General features: G+C 65.4%; 13 protein-coding genes and 1 riboswitch. Of the genes, 10 read left to right on the top strand and 3 right to left on the bottom strand.

Annotated features, from left to right (window positions below):
• Positions 1-201: 201 nt before the first annotated feature.
• Positions 202-1,779 (bottom strand): BCCT family transporter, encoded by a 1,578-nt coding sequence (locus HLA98_RS19605; protein WP_057501196.1) that lies wholly within the window; start codon positions 1,777-1,779, stop codon positions 202-204.
• Between the two features lie 245 nt (positions 1,780-2,024).
• A riboswitch (TPP riboswitch) is annotated at positions 2,025-2,126 on the top strand.
• 82 nt (positions 2,127-2,208) lie between these two features.
• Here HLA98_RS19605 and thiC point away from each other — a divergent pair.
• The 6 genes from thiC to HLA98_RS19575 all read left to right on the top strand — a co-directional run bounded on the left by thiC (position 2,209) and on the right by HLA98_RS19575 (position 11,708).
• On the top strand, positions 2,209-4,053 hold the full coding sequence (gene thiC / locus HLA98_RS19600) for a phosphomethylpyrimidine synthase ThiC (RefSeq protein ID WP_057501195.1): 1,845 nt from the start codon (positions 2,209-2,211) through the stop codon (positions 4,051-4,053).
• A gap of 93 nt (positions 4,054-4,146) precedes the next feature.
• Positions 4,147-4,818, top strand: a complete 672-nt coding sequence (locus HLA98_RS19595) for an ion channel (protein ID WP_049444446.1) — start codon at positions 4,147-4,149, stop codon at positions 4,816-4,818.
• A gap of 259 nt (positions 4,819-5,077) precedes the next feature.
• On the top strand, positions 5,078-7,405 hold the full coding sequence (locus HLA98_RS19590; protein WP_057501194.1) for a winged helix-turn-helix domain-containing protein: 2,328 nt from the start codon (positions 5,078-5,080) through the stop codon (positions 7,403-7,405).
• 115 nt (positions 7,406-7,520) lie between these two features.
• The gene (locus HLA98_RS19585) at positions 7,521-8,420 is read left to right on the top strand and encodes a helix-turn-helix transcriptional regulator (protein ID WP_049444442.1); all 900 of its coding nucleotides are present in this window, start codon (positions 7,521-7,523) and stop codon (positions 8,418-8,420) included.
• A gap of 49 nt (positions 8,421-8,469) precedes the next feature.
• Positions 8,470-11,328, top strand: coding sequence for a TonB-dependent receptor (locus tag HLA98_RS19580; RefSeq protein WP_057501193.1), 2,859 nt, complete (start codon positions 8,470-8,472; stop codon positions 11,326-11,328).
• A 170-nt stretch (positions 11,329-11,498) separates the two neighbouring features.
• Positions 11,499-11,708 (top strand): hypothetical protein, encoded by a 210-nt coding sequence (locus HLA98_RS19575; protein WP_010483987.1) that lies wholly within the window; start codon positions 11,499-11,501, stop codon positions 11,706-11,708.
• 55 nt (positions 11,709-11,763) lie between these two features.
• Here the strand turns inward: HLA98_RS19575 and HLA98_RS19570 are convergent, their stop codons facing one another.
• Both HLA98_RS19570 and ppa read right to left on the bottom strand, forming a co-directional pair.
• Positions 11,764-12,885 (bottom strand): HDOD domain-containing protein, encoded by a 1,122-nt coding sequence (locus HLA98_RS19570; RefSeq protein WP_057501192.1) that lies wholly within the window; start codon positions 12,883-12,885, stop codon positions 11,764-11,766.
• A gap of 151 nt (positions 12,886-13,036) precedes the next feature.
• A complete protein-coding gene (ppa, locus tag HLA98_RS19565) occupies positions 13,037-13,573 on the bottom strand; it encodes an inorganic diphosphatase (RefSeq protein WP_005410935.1) in 537 nt (178 codons plus the stop codon).
• Between the two features lie 183 nt (positions 13,574-13,756).
• On the opposite strand from ppa, the gene HLA98_RS19560 reads away from it, so the two are divergent.
• The 4 genes from HLA98_RS19560 to HLA98_RS19545 all read left to right on the top strand — a co-directional run bounded on the left by HLA98_RS19560 (position 13,757) and on the right by HLA98_RS19545 (position 19,025).
• A complete protein-coding gene (locus HLA98_RS19560) occupies positions 13,757-14,230 on the top strand; it encodes a hypothetical protein (protein WP_057501191.1) in 474 nt (157 codons plus the stop codon).
• A 72-nt stretch (positions 14,231-14,302) separates the two neighbouring features.
• Complete coding sequence (locus tag HLA98_RS19555) at positions 14,303-14,803, top strand: RNA polymerase sigma factor (protein ID WP_049444433.1); 501 nt, start codon at positions 14,303-14,305, stop codon at positions 14,801-14,803.
• 104 nt (positions 14,804-14,907) lie between these two features.
• Complete coding sequence (locus tag HLA98_RS19550) at positions 14,908-15,840, top strand: FecR family protein (protein ID WP_057501190.1); 933 nt, start codon at positions 14,908-14,910, stop codon at positions 15,838-15,840.
• Positions 15,841-16,106: 266 nt separating this feature from the next.
• A complete protein-coding gene (locus HLA98_RS19545) occupies positions 16,107-19,025 on the top strand; it encodes a TonB-dependent receptor (protein WP_057501189.1) in 2,919 nt (972 codons plus the stop codon).
• Positions 19,026-19,101: the final 76 nt, after the last annotated feature.

The raw sequence follows: 19,101 nt of genomic DNA, 5'->3' as shown, positions 1-19,101 counted from the left end.
TCAGAGGTGGGGCGGTGTGGGTGGGCAGGACCGTTGGCGCCATGGATGGCGCCATCGAGCCCCCAGGGATGGGTTTACGGCGTGTCCTGCCCACCCACACCGCCTCGCCCAGCCAGCAGTAACCCAGAGCCGCTTTGGCTTCTGCACTTGCACTTGCACTTGCTTGAAAAAAGCGGTGCAGCCGCAGGCTGCAAAACCCCCTCAATCCTGATCGTGCGCGCGTGCGGCCTCCGCCTGGGTCTCCTCCTGCGCGGCCATCTCGCGTGCGATCCACGCATCGATCATGTGCCGCTGGCGCTGCGCCTGCCGCCGCTCCCGCGTGTACTCCTGGTCCAGCACCCGGTACAGCGACACCATCACCAGCACCATCAGCAGCGCAAACGGCAACGCCGCAATGGTGATCATGCCCTGCAGCGCATCCAGGCCGCCGGCCAGCAGCAGTGCGCCGGCAATCAGCGCCACGCCCACGCCCCAGGCAAGCTTGCGCTTGGGTGGCGGATCGCCGGCTTCATCGGTGGACATGCTGGCCAGCACCAGCACCGCCGAGTCGGCCGAGGTCACGAAGAAGATCATCAACAGCACCAGCGCGATGCACGACAGCAGCAACGGCAGCGGCATGCTGTCGAACATCGTGAACAGCACCGTCTCATAGCCATTGCCCAGTGCCTGCATCAGATCGGCCTGGCCGAAGATCTGCATCCAGATCGCGGTGCCACCAAACACCGAGAACCAGAAGAAGCCCAGCAGCGTCGGTGCCAGCACCACGCCGATCACGAACTCGCGCACGCTGCGCCCACGCGAGATGCGTGCGATGAACGAACCCACGAAGGGCGCCCAGGAAATCCACCAGGCCCAGTAGAAGATCGTCCAGTCGGCCACCCAGGTGCTGGATGAGAACGGCGACATGCGCAGGCTCATCGTCACCAGTTGGTTGAGGTAGGAGCCCAGCGTGGTGGTGAACGTGTTGAAGATCGCACCGGTCGGGCCAAGCACGAGGACCAGCAGCAACAGCACGGCGGCCAACGCCAGATTGAAATTGGACAGCCATTTGACGCCGCGGTCGACGCCGCTGAGCGTGGAGGCCATGTACAACACGAACGCCACCGCAATGATCACCAGCTGCAGCGGAGCACCCGCGTGCAGGCCGAACACGCGCTCCATGCCGGCGGCGATCTGGATGGTGCCGAAGCCCAGCGTGGTAGCGACACCAATCGCAGTGGCGACGACGGCAGCGATGTTGACCGCGCGGCCGATCCAGCCGCGGTGGTGGCGGCCGATGATCGGCTGCAGCATGTCACTGACCAACCCACGGCCGTTGCGGTTGAACTGGAACCAGGCCATTGCCAGGCCGATCAGCGCATAGATGGCCCAGGGGTGCAGGCCCCAATGGAAGAACACGTAGCGCATGGCAGCACGCGCAGCGTCCATGCTTTCAGGTGCCAGCCCTTCCGGTGGCTTGCTGAAGTGCGAAATGGGCTCGGCGGCGCCCCAGAACACCAGACCGATGCCCATGCCAGCGGCGAACAGCATCGACATCCAGCTGGCCCGCGAGAACTCCGGTTCGGCGTCTTCGCCACCGATGCGCAGGTTGCCGAAGCGGCCAAAGGCCAGATACATCAGGAACACGAGCGCCAGGAACACGACCAGCAGGTACAGCCAGCCGATGCCGCGGATGAGTTCGCCGAGGATGCTCTGCACCACGGTATTGAAGGGGCCAGGTGCAACACCGGCGAGCAGCACCAGCAGCAGAACCAGTGCGATGGAAACGCGAAACACCATGAAGGGGCTTCTCCGATCAAGGGATTGAGGGGAGCGAGCAGCGCTTGCTGCGAGGGGCCGGCGACATGCAGCACAGACCGGGCAGGGGCCGCGAAGGCGGCGAGGAAACATCGGCCGCAGCGGCACGATGCGCGTGCACGTTACTGAATGCGATGTCACGGTTCTGTTAATACAGAAACAGCGGATCCACGTCGTGCGTGGCTGGAACAGCCAGGAGCTGCAGTGCGTTCTATGCTCTAATGCACGTCAAGAAGCGGGGGTACCGCGGCCATGTGGCCACGGTTGAGACAGTCCCTTGGAACCTGATCCGGCTCATACCGGCGTAGGGAAGCTTTGCAGTGCAGCCGTGCCCGGACACCGCCCAAGGACCGTTCGTGCGCGGGCGCAGTGCGCCGCCGCTTCGTCCCTGACCTTCCTGGACGATGCCCGATGAACGCACAGCTCTCCGCCCTGCAGCAACAGGCCCAGCAACTCTCCGAATCCGTGACCCGGCCCATTCCCGGCTCGCGCAAGATCCACGTGCCCGGGTCACGCCCGGATCTGCAGGTGCCGATGCGCGAGATCGCGCTGACCCGCACGCCGACCTTGTTCGGTGGTGAAGAGAATGCACCGGTGACCGTTTACGACACGTCGGGCCCGTACACCGATCCCGAGGTGCGCATCGATCTGTCCGCCGGTTTGCCGCAACTGCGTCGCGGCTGGGTGGAAGAGCGCGGTGATACCGAGCAGCTCGAAGGCCTGAGTTCATCGTTCGGCCGCGATCGCGAGCATGACCCGAAGCTTGATGCGGTGCGCTTCCCCGCGCGCAGCCTGCCACGCCGTGCGCGTGCAGGTGCCAACGTCACCCAGATGCACTACGCGCGCCGCGGCATCATCACGCCGGAAATGGAATTCGTCGCCATCCGCGAAAACCAGCGGCTGGACGCGATCCGCGATGCCGGCCTGCTGCAGCAGCACCCGGGCGAGGCGTTCGGCGCGTCGATCCAGAAGATCATCACCCCGGAATTCGTGCGCGACGAAATCGCCCGTGGCCGTGCGGTGCTGCCCAACAACATCAACCACCCGGAGAGCGAGCCGATGATCATCGGCCGCAATTTCCTGACCAAGATCAACGCCAACATCGGCAACAGCGCCGTCTCTTCGGGCATTGCCGAGGAAGTGGAGAAGCTGGTGTGGGCGATCCGCTGGGGCGGTGACACGGTGATGGACCTGTCCACCGGCAAGCACATCCACGAAACCCGCGAGTGGATCATCCGCAACTCGCCGGTAGCGATCGGTACCGTGCCGATCTACCAGGCGCTGGAAAAGGTCGATGGCCGTGCCGAGGCACTTACCTGGGAGATCTTCCGCGACACGCTGATCGAGCAGGCCGAGCAGGGCGTGGACTACTTCACCATCCACGCCGGCGTGCTGCTGCGCTATGTGCCGCTCACCGCCAAGCGCGTGACCGGCATCGTCAGCCGCGGTGGCTCGATCATGGCCAAGTGGTGCCTGGCGCACCACAAGGAAAATTTCCTCTACACGCATTTCGAAGACATCTGCGAGATCATGAAGGCCTACGACGTGACCTTCTCGCTGGGTGACGGCCTGCGCCCGGGCTGCATCGCCGATGCCAACGACGCCGCGCAGTTCGGTGAGCTGGAAACGCTGGGTGAGCTGACGAAGATTGCCTGGAAGCACGATGTGCAGACCATGATCGAAGGCCCCGGCCACGTGCCGATGCAGCTGATCAAGGAGAACATGGACAAGCAGCTGCGTGAGTGTGGCGAGGCGCCGTTCTACACGCTGGGGCCGCTGACCACCGATATCGCGCCCGGCTACGACCACATCACCAGCGCGATCGGCGCGGCGATGATCGGCTGGTTCGGTACGGCCATGCTCTGCTACGTGACGCCGAAGGAGCATCTCGGCCTGCCCAACCGCCAGGATGTGCGCGACGGCATCATGGCCTACCGCATCGCCGCGCATGCGGCTGATCTGGCCAAGGGCCATCCGGGTGCGCAGGTGCGCGACAACGCATTGAGCAAGGCGCGCTTCGAGTTCCGCTGGGAAGACCAGTTCCACCTTGGCCTGGATCCGGAGAAGGCCAAGGAGTTCCACGACGAGACCCTCCCGAAGGATGCGCACAAGCTGGCGCACTTCTGCTCGATGTGCGGTCCGCACTTCTGTTCGATGAAAATCACCCAGGATGTACGCGACTACGCCGAGGCCGGCATGAAGGAGAAGTCGGAGGAGTTCCGCGCGGCCGGTGCCGAGGTCTACCACCAGGGGTGATGCGTAACGGGTAGTGCCGGCCAATGGCCGGCACTACCGTTCATCACGCCGCGCCCGGCTATCCTCCGCGCATCGCCCAGGGGAAAGGACGCCATGCCCGTTGCCATGACCACCCGCTGGCTGGCCATCGCCCGCCGCCATCCTTCGGCCTGGCTGTTGGCCGCCCAGTTGATCGCGGTGCTGCTGTATCCCGCCCTCGATGACACCGCCGGTGGCCGGGCGGCGCTGGGCATGTTCGGCATGGCGGTACTCGGCCTGGCGCTGTGGGTGGTCCAGCGCAGTCCGCTGGGCACCTGGCTGGCGTTGCTGCTGGCCATTCCCTCGGTGGTGTTCTCGCTGGCTGGCGCGCTGTTGGATCGCACCGGCCTGCTCACCACTGCGCAGCTGCTGGAGAGCCTGCTGTACTTCTATACGGCGGGCGCGTTGATCGCCTACATGCTGCAGGACCATAAAGTCACCCGGGACGAACTGTTCGCTGCGGGAGCGACCTTCACCTTGCTGGCCTGGGCCTTTGCGTTTGCTTTCGCTGTGTGCCAGCAGTGGTATCCGGGCAGTTTCCACGGCACCGGCGGTGGTGATCAGCGCAGTTGGATGGAGCTCCTTTATCTGAGCTTCAGCTTGCTGTCCGGGGTGGGATTAAGCGATGTGGTACCGCTGCATCCGCAAGCGCGGGCTTTGGTAATGCTGGAGCAGTTCGCAGGGGTGATGTACGTCGCGCTTGTGGTGTCGCGGCTGGTCGGATTGACGATGCTGCGGCGTGCGTGAAAATGAACGCCAGATAAAAATATCGCGCCCAGAAGGGCGCGAATGGTGATGCAGATTATGTGAATGCGTCGGCGAGAGAGAGCCTGAGTGTCGACCCCGTCATAGGCGGGGTAACCGGCATAGGCTAATATTCGTATGCGTAATTGTTTTTGCGGTATGCGCCGATGCTTTGTGCGGAATCTGGCTTTTTGTTGTCCCTGCAGGGGGACGGTATCGCTGGTGAAACCTGCCCAGGCCCGTCCCTACTGTATATCGGAAAATGAACAGCAGCGAAATACAGCCGCCCGACGCTGACCGTATCCAGGTTGGCGAATGCGTCGTTACCTTGTCCTCGCGAGAGGTCGAGGTTGCGGGTGCGCGTCGTCCACGCCGGCTCACGCCAAAGGCACTGGGTGTGCTGCGAGTGTTGCTGCGGCAGCCGGGGCGGGTGGTTACCCGCGAGGAGCTGTTTGCCGAGGTGTGGCCCGACACGCTGCCCACCAACGACGTGCTGACCCAGGCGGTCACCCAGCTGCGCAAGGCGTTTGCCAACGACGAAGACAACGGGCAGGCCTACATCGAGACCATCGCCAAGAGCGGCTACCGCTTGTTGGTGCCGGTGCAGGTGCTGGACACGCCCGAGCCTGTCATGGACATCGTCGAGTTGGCCGATCCGTCCTTGCCATTGGCAGCCGCCGTGGCTGCGGCCCCGGACGGTGCTGCGTTGCCGGTGCCGGGTCTGCGCCGGACATGGCGGCAGGTGCGGCGCCAGGTATTGCTGGCCACCGGCATTTTGATGCTCGTGACGGTGATCGTGCTGACGATGCTGTTGCTGCGGCGCGCTCCGGCGGCAAGTTCACCGGTGGACGAGGCTGTCGAGAACGGTGTCCGTGTGATCGGCAGCCCGCAGCGGCCGTACCGGCTGATCACCGCGACCAGTGGGTTCGAGACGTATCCAACGCTTTCGCCGGATGGTTCCCAGGTTGCCTACGAAGGCGCCAATGAGGACGGCAACGGCGGCGGAGCAATCAAGGTGCAGACGTCTGGCAATGCGCCCGCCCGCCAGTTGTTGGTGCCCCCGGCCGGTGCCAGTGATCGTTTCCCGAGCTGGTCGCCGGATGGGCGCGAGATCGCGTTTGCGCGGTTCAGTGCCGATGGTGGCTGCCAGGTGCTGATCGCCAGTGCCACGGGTGGGGCCCTGCGCCAGGCCACACGTTGTGACGGCACCGAACTGCTCAGCTTCGACTGGACCCCGGACGGCCGTGGGCTGGTGTTCGGCAGCATGGTCGGGCGCTACGCGCATCGCGGCATCCGCGTGCTCGACCTGGCCAGTGGCCAATGGCGCGACCTGGACTACAGCGTCGATGCCGATGACTTCGACTACGCGCCGCGTTATTCGCCCGACGGCAAGTGGCTGGTGTTCGTGCGCAATCCACAGATGGGTGATCTGTGGCGGATGCCCGCCAACGGCGGCACTCCGGAGCAGCTGACCAACGAAGCAGCGGAACAGCGAGGCTGGGCCTGGCTGGGGGATGGACGCACCATCGTATTCGGCCGTCGCGTCGACAGCGAAGTGCGCTTGTATTACCTCGACGTTGAGCGCCGTACGCTGCGCGACGCGGGCCTGGACGATGCGCAGTGGCCCGCGGTCTCGCGGCATGGCGGCGTATTGGCGTTCGTTCACCGGCGTGCGCAGTTCGGGGTGTTCAAGGTGCCCACCGAGGGAGGACACGCCGAGCGCCTGTTTGCCTCCAGTGGCCGTGACGGCCAGCCGATGGCCGCCCCCGATGGTCGGCAACTGGTTTTCACCTCCGATCGTTCCGGCAGTTTCGCCCTGTGGTGGGCGGACATGCAGCGGCCGGATTCGCTGCGGCCGATCGAGGGCCTGCGGCCGGAGGGACGGCAGGCACCGGACTGGTCCGCCGACAGCCGCCACCTGCTGGTGGTGGGACGTGATGAGCACGGGCGCACGGTGGTCTATGAAATCTCACCACGCGATGAGCGCCTGCAGCCATTACCGGTGCCTGCGGAACAACCGTTGCAGGCGTTGTACGCGGCAACCGAGAATCAGCTGCTGGTGGTCGAGCGCGACGCGGACCAGCGCACCCGCTTGAGCCTGTTTGATCGCAGCACGCAACCGTGGCGTCGGTTGGCCAGCATCGATGGGGTGTCGCAGGCGCGCTTCGATCGCGGCAGCGGACGGGTCCTGTTCACGCGCCTTGCCGCCGGTGGACTGTGGTCGGTCGATCCTGCGTTGTCGTCGGCCAGCGTGCGCCAGATCAGTGAAGACCGGCCGAGCCGCTGGCGCTACCGCACCTGGACCGTTGCCGGCAGTGGTGGCGTCGGTTACCTCGGAACCTCCACCCAGTGCGGCACGACCCTGGTCAGGATCGAGGCGGGAACCGAGACGCCGGAGCGCTGCCTCGACCCGCAGCGGCTCAGTGCAGGCAATGGAATCAGTGCCAGCGCCGATGGGCGCGAGCTGTATGTGGCCCTGGCGGTCAGTGACGGTGCCGACATCGGCGTCATGCGGCTGCCAGAGCAAGCCCCGGCGCTGTTCCCGGCGATCTCCAGAATATTGATTTTGAAGAAGAATTTTTCTTCGTAATTCTTTCGTGTGGTTCTCGCCGCGAATTCGTGGCGATCTCGGCTGTCTTTCCTGACACGCTGCCGCCCGATTGGGCAAAACGGAGGCCTGTACTTGGCAAATCCGTGGTGCCCCCATGCGTCAACTCTCGCTGGCCGATCGTGGCCAAACCGTTTCCCTCGACAAGGCCCTTGATGACGTGGCGCCCACCTGCCTGGGGGTTGCCCGGCTGGGCAGCCTGCAGACCGCGGGGAACAACTTCACCGTCTGGATGCAGGTTCGTGGCAGTTCCTGGGTGGAGGCCAAGGAAGGTCGCTTCCGGCTGCGTCAGGGCGAGTGGATCGCCTTCGAGAAGGAGTCCAGGCCGTTGGTGCAGGCGGGCCGCAATGGGCTCTGCGTGGGATTGAACCTGAATGTCGAAGCGCTGCGGGTGCTGACCGAGATGGCGGACTGTGGCCTGTATGCCGGCCGCGGCCGGATGGGGCGCAGTGATGCGCGGGTCGGCCTGCGGCTGTGGCGCGATGCGTTGGCCAGTGGCCAGCCCGCCCAGGCTTTGCGGCCCCTGCTACTGCACCTGGCCAGCCTCCAGCGGGGCCTGGCCGAGAACGTGCAGCGCTGCCCAGGGCGTTCGCGCAGCCGCAAGCGCCAGGTGTTCGGGCGCATGCAGCGCGCGCGGCTCTACCTGGAGGGCAACAGCCACCGCGTGGTGCGGATCGGTGAGCTGGCCGAGCTGACCAACTTCTCCAGCTGGTACCTCTCCAAGACCTTCCAGAGCCTGTACGAAGAAAGCCCGCAGTCGCTTTCGGCCCGGTTGCGCCTCGAGCGTGCGGCTGACCTGCTGCGTGATACCGACATGATGGTGGGCGAAGTGGCCGCTGCCAGCGGTTTCGACAACTGCTGCAGCTTCGCGCGTGCCTTCCGCGCGCGTTATGGCCAGTCGGCTTCGCGGTTCCGCGAGAACGGCGGTCTCCTGCCGCCACATTCTGCAAAGTCTCCGGTTGGGTCGCGCAAATACAGCGTCGCAACGCAATCGTAACGTGCTGGGGTGTTTTAACACGCTGCTAACACGTACCTTGGAGAGATAGATGAACGTTTGTAATCCCGCAGTGCGGCTCGGCCTGCTGCCTGCCGGCATCGCGCTGGCGCTGGCGCCGGCTTTTGCTTCCGCCCAGGAAGCAAAGGCCACGACCGACCTGGACCGCATTTCGGTCACCGGCTCGCGCATCCGCCAGGCGAGCATGGAAACCGCGCAGCCCGTGATCGCGCTGCAGCGTGCCGACATCGAGAAGCAGGGCTTCACCAGCGTCGGCGACATCGTGCAGAACCTGTCGGCGACCGGTTCGCCGGCCATCAGCCGCGCTGATGCCCTGACCTCGGGCGAAGAAGTGGGCGGCCAGTACGTCGACCTGCGTGGTCTGGGCCCGGAGCGCACCCTGGTGCTGCTGGACGGCAAGCGCATGGGCGTCAGCACCGGTGGCTACACCGACCTGGCCTCCATCCCGACCTCGGTGGTCGAGCGCATTGAAGTGCTGACCGACGGCGCTTCGGCGATCTACGGCTCTGACGCCATCGCCGGCGTGATCAACATCATCACCCGCAAGAACTTCGACGGTCTGGAAGCCAGCGTCTACGGCGGCCAGTACAACAAGGGCGATGGCGAGAAGCAGGTCTACAACTTCGTCTACGGCCAGACCGGTGAGCGTGGTTCGATCACCTTCGGCGCCGAGTACAGCAAGGAAGATCCGGTCTGGGCGAAGGATCGTGCCTTCAGCCGTTACCCGAACGGTCAGTTCCACCCGAACCCGACGGATACGGACGCCAACGGCTGGTCGCCGGCGTCCAACCACGGCGTGCTGATCGACAGCAACGACAACTGGTACACCCGCGCCAACAACGGCTCGGGCAACACCATGGCCGATTTCCGCGAGTTCGGCACGGCTGACTACACCAATGCCAGCCAGGAAATGTGGCTGCAGAACAAGCTGACCCGTCGTTCGGTGTTCGCCAACGGCAACTACGACTTCACCGACAACATCCGCGGTACCGCGAATGTGCTGTACACCAAGCGTACGGCGACCCAGCAGATCGCTGGCTATCCGTACCAGTCGGAGGTCTATGAGACCCCGCTGTCGGCCAACAGCATCTACAACCCGCTGGGCACGGACGCGAACTTCATCCGTCGTACGTCCGAAGTGCCGCGCCAGACCGAGTCCGAGCAGGAGACCTTCCGCTTCTCGGCCGGCCTGGAAGGTTCGTTCGAGTTCGGCGACAAGTTCTGGGATTGGGACGTGGGCTACGTCTACAACCAGAACAAGGGCGTGAAGACCGGCACCGGCAACCTGTTCATTCCGAACGTGCAGAACGCGGTCGGACCGTCCTTCATGGATGGCGACGTTGCCCGTTGCGGCACCCCGGGTCATGTCATCGCAGGCTGCACCCCGTGGAACCCGCTGGCACCGTACGGCTCGACCGGCAACGGCTCGCTGGCCGATCCGGCCCTGCAGGCCTACCTGTACCTGCCGAGCCACGACACCTACACCAACACCACCAAGGCGTACAGCGCCAACATCGGTGGCTCGCTGTTCTCGCTGCCGGCCGGTGAACTGGCCATCGCCGCCGGTTACGAGCACCGTGAAGAAAGCGGTGAGTACAACCCGGATGCGCTGCTGCAGTCCGGCCTGAGCACTGATCTGGCTGGCAAGCCGACCAAGGGCAGCTACAAGCTCGACGAGTTCTACGTCGAACTGAACGTGCCGGTGCTGGCCGACATGCCGTTCGCCAAGGAGCTGTCGCTCGACATGGCCGGCCGTTACTCGGACTACAACACCTTCGGCGATACCATCAACAGCAAGTTCGGCCTGAAGTGGAAGCCGATCGACGACCTGCTGGTGCGTGCGACCTACTCGACCGGCTTCCGCGCCCCGAGCATCTCCAACATGTACGGTGGCACGTCGCAGACCTTCGACGCCTACACCGATCCGTGTGACAGCAGCTTCGGCTCGGCCGCGCGCAACGCCTCGGTGGCGGCTGCCTGCCAGGCACGCGGCGTTCCGGCCAACTTCCGCCAGATCACCTCCGGCGGTGCGCAGTCGACCGGCCCGGGCACCCAGTCCTACAGCGCTTTCGAGTCGGGCTCCAACCCGGAACTGAAGCCGGAAACCTCCAAGACCTGGACCGCCGGCCTGGTGTACAGCCCGAACTTCGTGCAGGGCCTGGACGTCAGCCTCGACTGGTGGAAGATCCGCATCAACAACGTGATCGCCGCCGAGTCGGTGACCTCGATCCTCAACCAGTGCTACGTGCTGGGCGTGGCATCGGCGTGTGAGCGTTTCCAACGCGGTACCGACGGCCGTGCCGTCAACCAGGTGGTCGACGTCACCCGTACCCTGATCAACGGTGGTTACCAGGAAACCGCAGGTTACGACCTGGGCGTCAAGTACCGCCTGCCGGAGTTCTCCTTCGGCAAGTTCGTCATCGACTGGAAGACCACCTACGTCGATTACCTCGAGTACAAGCGTGACAACGAAGCCGAAACCCCGGTCGAGCAGCACAACAGCTGGGCGACCGGCGATTGGGGTGCCAACTTCCGCGTCCGTTCGAACCTCAACGTCGACTGGACCCTGGGCAACCTGGGCGTGAACTGGGGCGTGCGTTACTACTCGGGCATGAAGGAGCCGTGCTCCTACGATACCGAGTGCAACCTGCCTGACTTCACCTCGGCGTACACCCTGGGTCAGCCGAGCCGCAAGGTGGGTTCGAACACCTTCCACGACGTGCAGGTGCGTTACAACCTGCCGTGGGAAGCCACTGTCTCGCTGGGCGCCAACAACGTGTTCAACCACGAAGGCCCGGTCATGTACAGCCAGCCGAACTCGAGCTTCTCCTACTACGGTGGCTTCGATATCGGTCGCTTCTACTACATGAAGTACACCCAGCGCTTCTGATTGTTTGAAGTGCGATAGCAGTACCGGGAGGGCGGACCGCAAGGTCCGCCCTCTTTTTTTGTAAGGGAATTCCGAAATATCGTGGAAGGTGAGCGAAGTCACGTTCCTGTCGTGTCGCAATCAACACAGTTGCGGAGTCCACTTGCGGACACTTGCACATGGAGAGAGCGATGAAGAGCACGCTGTTGCACAAACTGTCTGCTGCTGCACTGATCTATGCAACATTGGTGGGTGCGGTGTTCGCCCAGACCGGTGGCGTCTGTGGGGGCGGGCTGTACTGCGAGGAACTGCGTCAGGAATGCCTGGCTGCAGGCAAGTCCAAGGTCCTGTGCGATCTGCAGTATCGCCACTGCGTGCAGGATGCCTGCGGCGCGCGCTGATGCAAAAAAGGCGCGCCCTTGGGCGCGCCTTCCAGGTTCTTCCTGCGTTGACGGCTCAGACCTCGCTGGGTACCAGCCCCATCAACGCATTGGCATGCTCGCGCCACTGCGGCAGCTTGTTGAGTACACCCGCGCGTTGCAGGTAGTCCTCGTCCACCGGATCGCCATTGACCAGTGCCAGTGCCACGTGCACCGCGCCGGTCACCCAGAAGCTGCGCGTATTGGCACGCTGCGGCTGCAGATGGAAGGCGACCGCTTCGATGATCGGCATCGGCAGGCCCCACAGGCCCAGCAGATAAGCGCCGGCTTCGGCGTGGCCGGGGCGGGTGTCACCGGCCAGCGACGGCTCGCTGCGTTCGTTGCGTACGCCTGGCAGCAGCAGGCCGATGTCGGCCAGCAGTGCGGCGGTCGCGCCCAGCTCGGCGCTGGATTCGGGCAGCAGGCGTGCCGCCAGGCGCGAGGCAAGCAGGGCGCGCTGCTGTAGTGAATTACGCTCGGCCGTGGACAGCGTCGGTGCCGAGAACACCTCGCTGGCCAGTACCAGATCGCGCAGCGTCGACAGGCCGAGGCGGGTCACGGCGGTGCGCAGGTCGGCGATGGTGCGACCCTGGCTGAAGAACGCCGAGTTCGACAGCTGCAGCACCTTGGCGGCGATGGCCGGATCGGCCGCCACCAGCTTGGCGACGTCGGCGCTGTCGGCGTCATCGTCATGTTCCAGTGCCTGGGTCAGGCTCAGGTACAGGTGCGGCGGCGAGGGCAGCTTCTCGATACGGCCGATGGCGTCGCGCAGGCGTGGGCTGTCCAGCACTTCGCGCAGCTCCTCCAGGCTGGTCAGCGCTTCCAGTAGAACTTCCGGCGCCAATGGCAGCGGCAGGAAGCGATGGGCGACGCCGATCAGGCGTGCCGGCGGCGGCCGGTTGCCATGCTGGGCGTCCACCAGCGCAATGCGGATGGTTTCCGGGCGCAAGGTCCGGATCTGGCCGAGCAGCGTGGTGGCATTGAGGTCCGGCAGCTGCGGGCAGACGATCACCGCATCCACGCCCTGCGTGGCCACCGCGGTCATCGCGGTCTGGCCATCGGCGGCGGTCAACGGCTGCCAGTCTTCCCCAAGATCGGCAATGAATTCGGTCAGCTCAGCCGGCAGGCTGGCTGCATCCCCAACAAGCAGAATACGCACGACACATTCCCCTGGCTGTCTCGACGATGGATGTCGATGACGTGTGAAGTGACGCAATTTACCTAATACGGCGGCACGTGTGATGTGCCGTCGTCGTGAAACGTGACCCGCATCGCTCCGGCAGGGCCTGCCGGAGCGATCCGGTTCAGGCTCAGGCCTTGCTGTCGAGATGGCGCTGGTGCGCCTCGATCAGGATCTGCTTGGCCTCAGCGGCGCCGCCCCAACCGTCCAGCTTGACCCACTTGCCCTTCTCCAGGTCCTTGTAATGCTCGAAGAAGTGGCCGATGCGCTCCAGCCAGTGGCTGGACACCTGGGCGATGTCTTCGACGTGAGCGTAGCCACTGAAGATCTTCGAGACCGGCACGGCCAGGATCTTCTCGTCGCTGCCTGCCTCATCGCTCATCTTCAGCACGCCGACCGGACGACAGCGCACGACCGAGCCCGGCACCAGCGGCAGCGGCAGCACCACCAGCACGTCGGCCGGGTCGCCGTCGCCGCACAGGGTGCTCGGCACGTAGCCGTAGTTGCAGGGGTAGCGCATCGGGGTGGACAGGATGCGGTCGACGAAGATCGCGCCGGTTTCCTTGTCCACTTCGTACTTCACCGGCTCCGAGTCCTTCGGGATCTCGATGATGACGTTGATTTCTTCCGGCGGGTTCTTGCCGGGCGAGACGAGTTCCAGACCCATGGTGTGCTCCAGGTGGGGGATATAGACGGATAGCTCCCCATTTTATGCCTTTGCCGGGCGCTGTGCAGGGGAGGGGGCCGACAGTACGGCACGGCGGCCGCCCACACGTGCTGGTGGGGTTGCCCGATGGGGACGTCGGGACGCCGGGTGCAGGCTGGAACCCTCATCCCAAGGAGCTCCCGCATGAAAGCATCTGCCCTGTCGATCGGCCTGGCCTGCGCGCTGCTGATGGTGCCGCCGGTACAGGCATTTCCCTATGTCGACCTGATCGACTACCCGCACCAGGAGGCCAACTGGGACCGCTTCTTCGCTCTGGAAGGCCGTCTGCAGCATGGCTTCGATGCCATCTGTGGCGACACCTTCTGCGAGGGCGAATACAGCGACATCCGGGCGCTGCGCCTGCGTTGTTCGGTGGATGCGGTGCGCGGCACGGTGCACGAGTGCCTGTGGGCATTCGCCGCCAGTGACCTGGCCGTATCGCGGAATGACGGTGCGATCGTGGCGCGGCAGCCGACCTGGCTGTGCCGGCTGCCCCTCATGCCGGGCACGGCGGTGGAGGACTTCCATGCTGCCCTGGCGGCTCGCAATCCGCTGCACGACCCGCTGCCAGGCACGTCGCAAAGCGCCTATGACGGACTGACCGAGTGTATTCACTGATGGGAACGTGACTGATTCGCATTTACGGAGTAGCATGCGCGGCGCCTTCTGCCTGTCGTCCCGGTTCCGCGCATGTCCTCCAATGCCGCCTCCCTTACCGAACTGCTGATCCGCGAGCGGCCTGCGCTGTTGCGCCGGGTGCAGCGCATCCTCGGCGGCGACAACGGCGCCGAGGACGTGATCCAGGCTGTGTGGTTCAAGGCCCGCGGGGTCGACGACAGTCAGTCCATCGACAATCCGCGCGCCTATCTGTACCGGTTGGCCGCGAACCTGGCCACCGACCACGGCCGCGAATCGACCCGGCGCAGCCGCCTGCTGGCCGATCACTACCTGTGGGGGCCGGACGAGGTGATCTCGACCGAGGAGCAGGCGATGGCACAGGACGAGCTGCAGCGGGTGCTCGACGCGGCAGGACACCTGCCGGAGCCGACCCGCACCATCTTCCGGCTCAACCGCCTGCAGGGCCTGACCCAGGCCGAGATCGCCCGCCGTCTCGGGGTATCGGTGACCACCGTCGAGAACCATGTGCGCAGCGCACTGCAACGACTGGCCTGGGCGCGCAGCGGCCGATGATCGCCCCGGCTTGGGGCTGGCCTTCGCTGAAACGTCTTGATCACTGGACCGTAGATGCGGTCTAGTTCCTTCGCCCGCGCTTGAATGCGCCTGTCCGCCAGCCGATGAGCCCGCCGAACACGCTGCCCGCCGCCAATGACGATGCCCTGGCCGAACAGGCCCGGGGCTGGATTGCGTGGCTGGCCTCGGGTGACATCGGCGAGGGGCGCATGCACGAGTTCGAGCGCTGGCTGGCACAACCGGGGCACCGACGCGCCTTCGAACACGAGCGCGCGCTGTGGCGCAGTGTCGGGCAGCGCCCGCAGGCCACACCGGTCAAACGACGTCGACCGCGGCGGCTGCGCTGGGCAATGACCGCGGCGGCGGCACTGGCGATGCTGGTCGCCTGGCCCGAGGCCTGGTTGCGGCTGCAGGCCGACCATCGCAGCACGCATGTCGTGCAGAACGTGCAACTGCCCGATGGAAGTCGCGCCGTGCTGGATGCGGACAGCGCGATCGCCGTGCGCTTCGATGCATATGCGCGCGAGATCGAGCTGCTGCGTGGACGCGCCTGGTTCGAAGTCAGCCCGGATGCACAGCGGCGTTTCAGCGTGCGTGCGGGCAATGGTGTGGTCGAGGACATCTCCACCGCGTTTACCGTCGCGCGTGGCGATGACCGGGTGGAAACCCAGGTCGGGCAGGGCAGGGTGCGTGTGGCCAGCCCGGCCGACGGTGGCTGGACCTACCTGCAGGTGGGCCAGCGTGCCGTCTATGGCGGGCGCAGCGGCGTGATGCGTCTGCAGGATGTGGCCGCCGACAGCGTCGGTGCCTGGCGCCAGGGCGAGCTGCTGCTGGAGCAGGCCAGCGTCGCTGACGCCGTGCAATGGGTGGGGCGTTATCGTGCAGGCCCGACGTTCGTGCGCGGTGATCTGTCACGACTGCCCGCAGTGAGTGCCGCATTGCGCATCGATCGCCCGGAGCAGGCGCTGGATGCGTTGGCGGCAACAGCAGGTCTTCGGGTTACGCGTCTTCCCTTCGGCGTCGCCATCGTGCAGTAGATCCACGCCATGCGTGGATGACCGTCCCTGTGCCGACCAACGGTCGGCACCCACCGCTGCAACCAGCCGACCAGCGGTCGGCACCCACGCTGCAACCAGCCGACCAATGGCCGGCCCCCGTCGCGACCCCAAATCGCTCTTGGGGTTGCCACGTTTTCATCCGTCTTACTCCGCGAACGTACCCGCCGCCGCCACGTACGTCGCCGTGTCCGCCCGTGTTGCGGATGACGCCGCGCCCGCGGCACTGATTACCTGACAGGTTCCCCATGTTCGACTCCCACCGCACGGGCCGCGCGCTGCGCCCGTCCCGCCTGTGCATTGCATTGCTGGCTGCCGGCCTGGCCACTGCCACGCCATCCGTGCTGGCGCAGAACGCCAGCGGCGATCACGCCGCCGTACAGCGCTTCGATATCCCCGCGCAGCCCTTGGACGAGGCACTGCGCAGCTACATGCGCCAATCCGGCGTGCAGGTGGTGTATCCGGCCACCCTGGCGCAGGGGATAACCTCGCGTGCGGTCAGCGGCAGCCTGTCGGCCAGCGAGGCGCTGCAGCATCTGCTGCAGGGCAGTGGCCTGGCGGTGCGCCGGGTCAGCGCAGATGCAGTCACGCTGGAAGCGGCGACGCCGGCGCAGGCCGACAGCGGTGTGATTGTCACCGATACGCTGAGCGTGGCCGGTGACCGCGTCGACAGCAGCGCGAACAGCGACGAGGCGCGCCTGCTCGACAGCTATCGCAGCGTCGGCTCCACCACCACGCTCAACCGCACGCAGCTGGAACGTTTCCGCGGCACCTCCAACGGCGACATCGTCAAGGGCGTGGCCGGCGTCACCGCTGGTGATCCGCGCGTGGGCAACGGCTTCGACGTGAACATCCGTGGCATCCAGGGCCAGGGTCGCGTGCCGGTGATCATCGATGGCGGCCAGTCCAGCATGGATACCTACCGCGGCTATGCCGGCCAGTCACAGCGCACCTACCTCGACCCGGACCTGATCTCCAATCTGACCATCACCAAGGGCCCGAGCCTGCAGGCCAACGCCTCCGGCGGCATCGGCGGCGTGGTCGAGATGGAAACGCTGAAGATCGGCGACGTGCTGCGCGAAGGCCGTGACTTCGGCGTACGCGTGCGTGGCGGCCTGGCCAACGCCAGCGCCAACAACCTGCCGTCCTACAGCGCCGCGCCGCGCAGCGATCGCAGCGCCACCGGCAGCCAGTTCTTCAACGTGGCTGCAGCCGGTCACTGGGACCGCTTCGATCTGGTTGCTGCCTACGCCTACCGCGACAATGGCAACTACTTCTCCGGCAAGCACGGCTACGACGACTTCCCGCAGACCCGGCGCACGCTGGCACCGCTGAACCCGCCGCACACCGAGGTCTTCAATACCTCGGCGCGGTCGAAGTCGGCGCTGCTCAAGGGCACCTGGCGCATTGACGACGCGCAGACGCTGGAGGCCGGTTACCGCCGCTACGAAGGCACCGCCGGCGAGATCATGCCGTCGCAGATCATCCGTGTGGATCGTGACCGCATTCCGCAATGGGATCCGGGCCACGTCGACATGGACAGCTACACGCTGCGCTATCGCTTCAATCCGGACAGCGAGCTGATCGACCTGCGCGTCAATGCCGCGTACACCGACACCGACAGCGTGATGTACAACAGCCTCACCGGTATCACCCCCTGGTACTTCGATCGCCGTACCGAGTGGTACGACGCGCCCAGCTTCAGTGGCGACCCCGGCTACAAGGATGCCTACCGCAACCCGCTGCGACAGAAGCGCTTCGGACTGGATGCCAGCAACACCTCGAAGTTCGACACCCGGGCCGGCGCGTTCACGCTGGACTACGGCCTGTCCTACAGCGACGAAGACATCGCGCCGGGCAGTTCGGGGCCGGTCATGCACGACGATCTGGTCAACAACCGTTTCCTGCGCAATGCCGAGCGCAAGGAATACAGTGCCGTGGCCTCGCTGAAGTGGCAGCCCGATGAGCATTGGGAACTGCTGGCCGGCGGCCGTTGGAACCGCGTGGATGTGCATGACCGCAACCGCCTGGCCACGCCCGATGCCTATGAAGTGCAGGGCCAGTACCGCTACACCGAGCTGCTCAATGGCAACCCGGCGCTGCCGTCGTGGCGGGCCAAACGTATCGCGCTGCTGAACTGGTACCCGGACGCCAACGGCAACTTCACCCGGGAATCGCTGCTGGCCTCACCGTACAAGAAGGGCACGGTGGGCGACATCGGTGGCTGGAACTTCTACGACGCCGGCAAGGCGCAGGACCTGGAAGTGCCGGTCAGCTGGACCTGGTCGCAGCCGATCCGCCGTCGTGACACCGCGTTCTCGCCGACCGCCAGCGTGGCCTACCGCTTCAGCGAAGACACCATGGTCTACGTGAAGTATGCCGAAGGCACCAAGCTGCCGAGCCTGTTCGAGACCACGCTGGGCCTGTTCACCGCCGCCAAGCCGGTGGGTGAGCTGAAGCCGGAGCGCGCGCGCAGCTGGGAAATCGGTGCCAGCACCCTCCGCTATGACCTGTTCACTGCAGGTGATCGCCTGGCGCTGAAGCTGGCGTACTTCGATACCCGCATCGACGACCTGATCACCCGTGACTACCGCACGCTGTCGGCCGGCCTGATCCGCAACGTCGACCAGTTCAAGGTCTCGGGCATGGAGTTCCAGTCCAGCTATGACAGCGGCAAGGTATTTGCCGATCTGTCCGCGCACTATTACTTCAAGGCCAAGACCTGCGCGCCGGACATCGCCGCCGAGCGCCGTGCCTACGGCGCACAGCGCAGGAACGGCGAGCTGGCCAACACGCCCGACTGCGTGGATGGCGGCTTCGAGGGCTCGTACACCAATACCCAGAATCCGCCGCGTTACATGGTCAACCTGACCCTGGGCTCGCGCCTGTTCGACGAACGCCTGACCTTCGGTACCCGCGTGGTCCACAACGCCGGCCCGATCAGCAAGCTGGACAAGGACTGGAACGTGGGCCTGTCGGCCATCCAGCAGCTGTACCGGCCGAACACCCTGGTGGATCTGTTCGCCAGCTGGAGCTTCAACGACCAGCTGTCGGTGGAAGCTGGTGTGGACAACCTGACCGACCGCTATTACCTGGACCCGCTTGCCCTGGGCGTGATGCCGGCCCCGGGCCGCACCGCGCGGCTGGCGTTGACCTGGAAGTATTGATCACCAGCGCAGAGCGCCTTTGGTGGGTGCGGACCTTGGTCCGCACCGCTTCTGCCGTGCAATCGCCAGCACCTGG

This window comes from Stenotrophomonas africana, from assembly GCF_013004645.1.
Taxonomy (GTDB): Bacteria; Pseudomonadota; Gammaproteobacteria; order Xanthomonadales; family Xanthomonadaceae; genus Stenotrophomonas; species Stenotrophomonas africana.
Note: the sequence above shows the minus strand (reverse complement) of the source record. Positions and strands in the feature narration are given on the sequence as shown.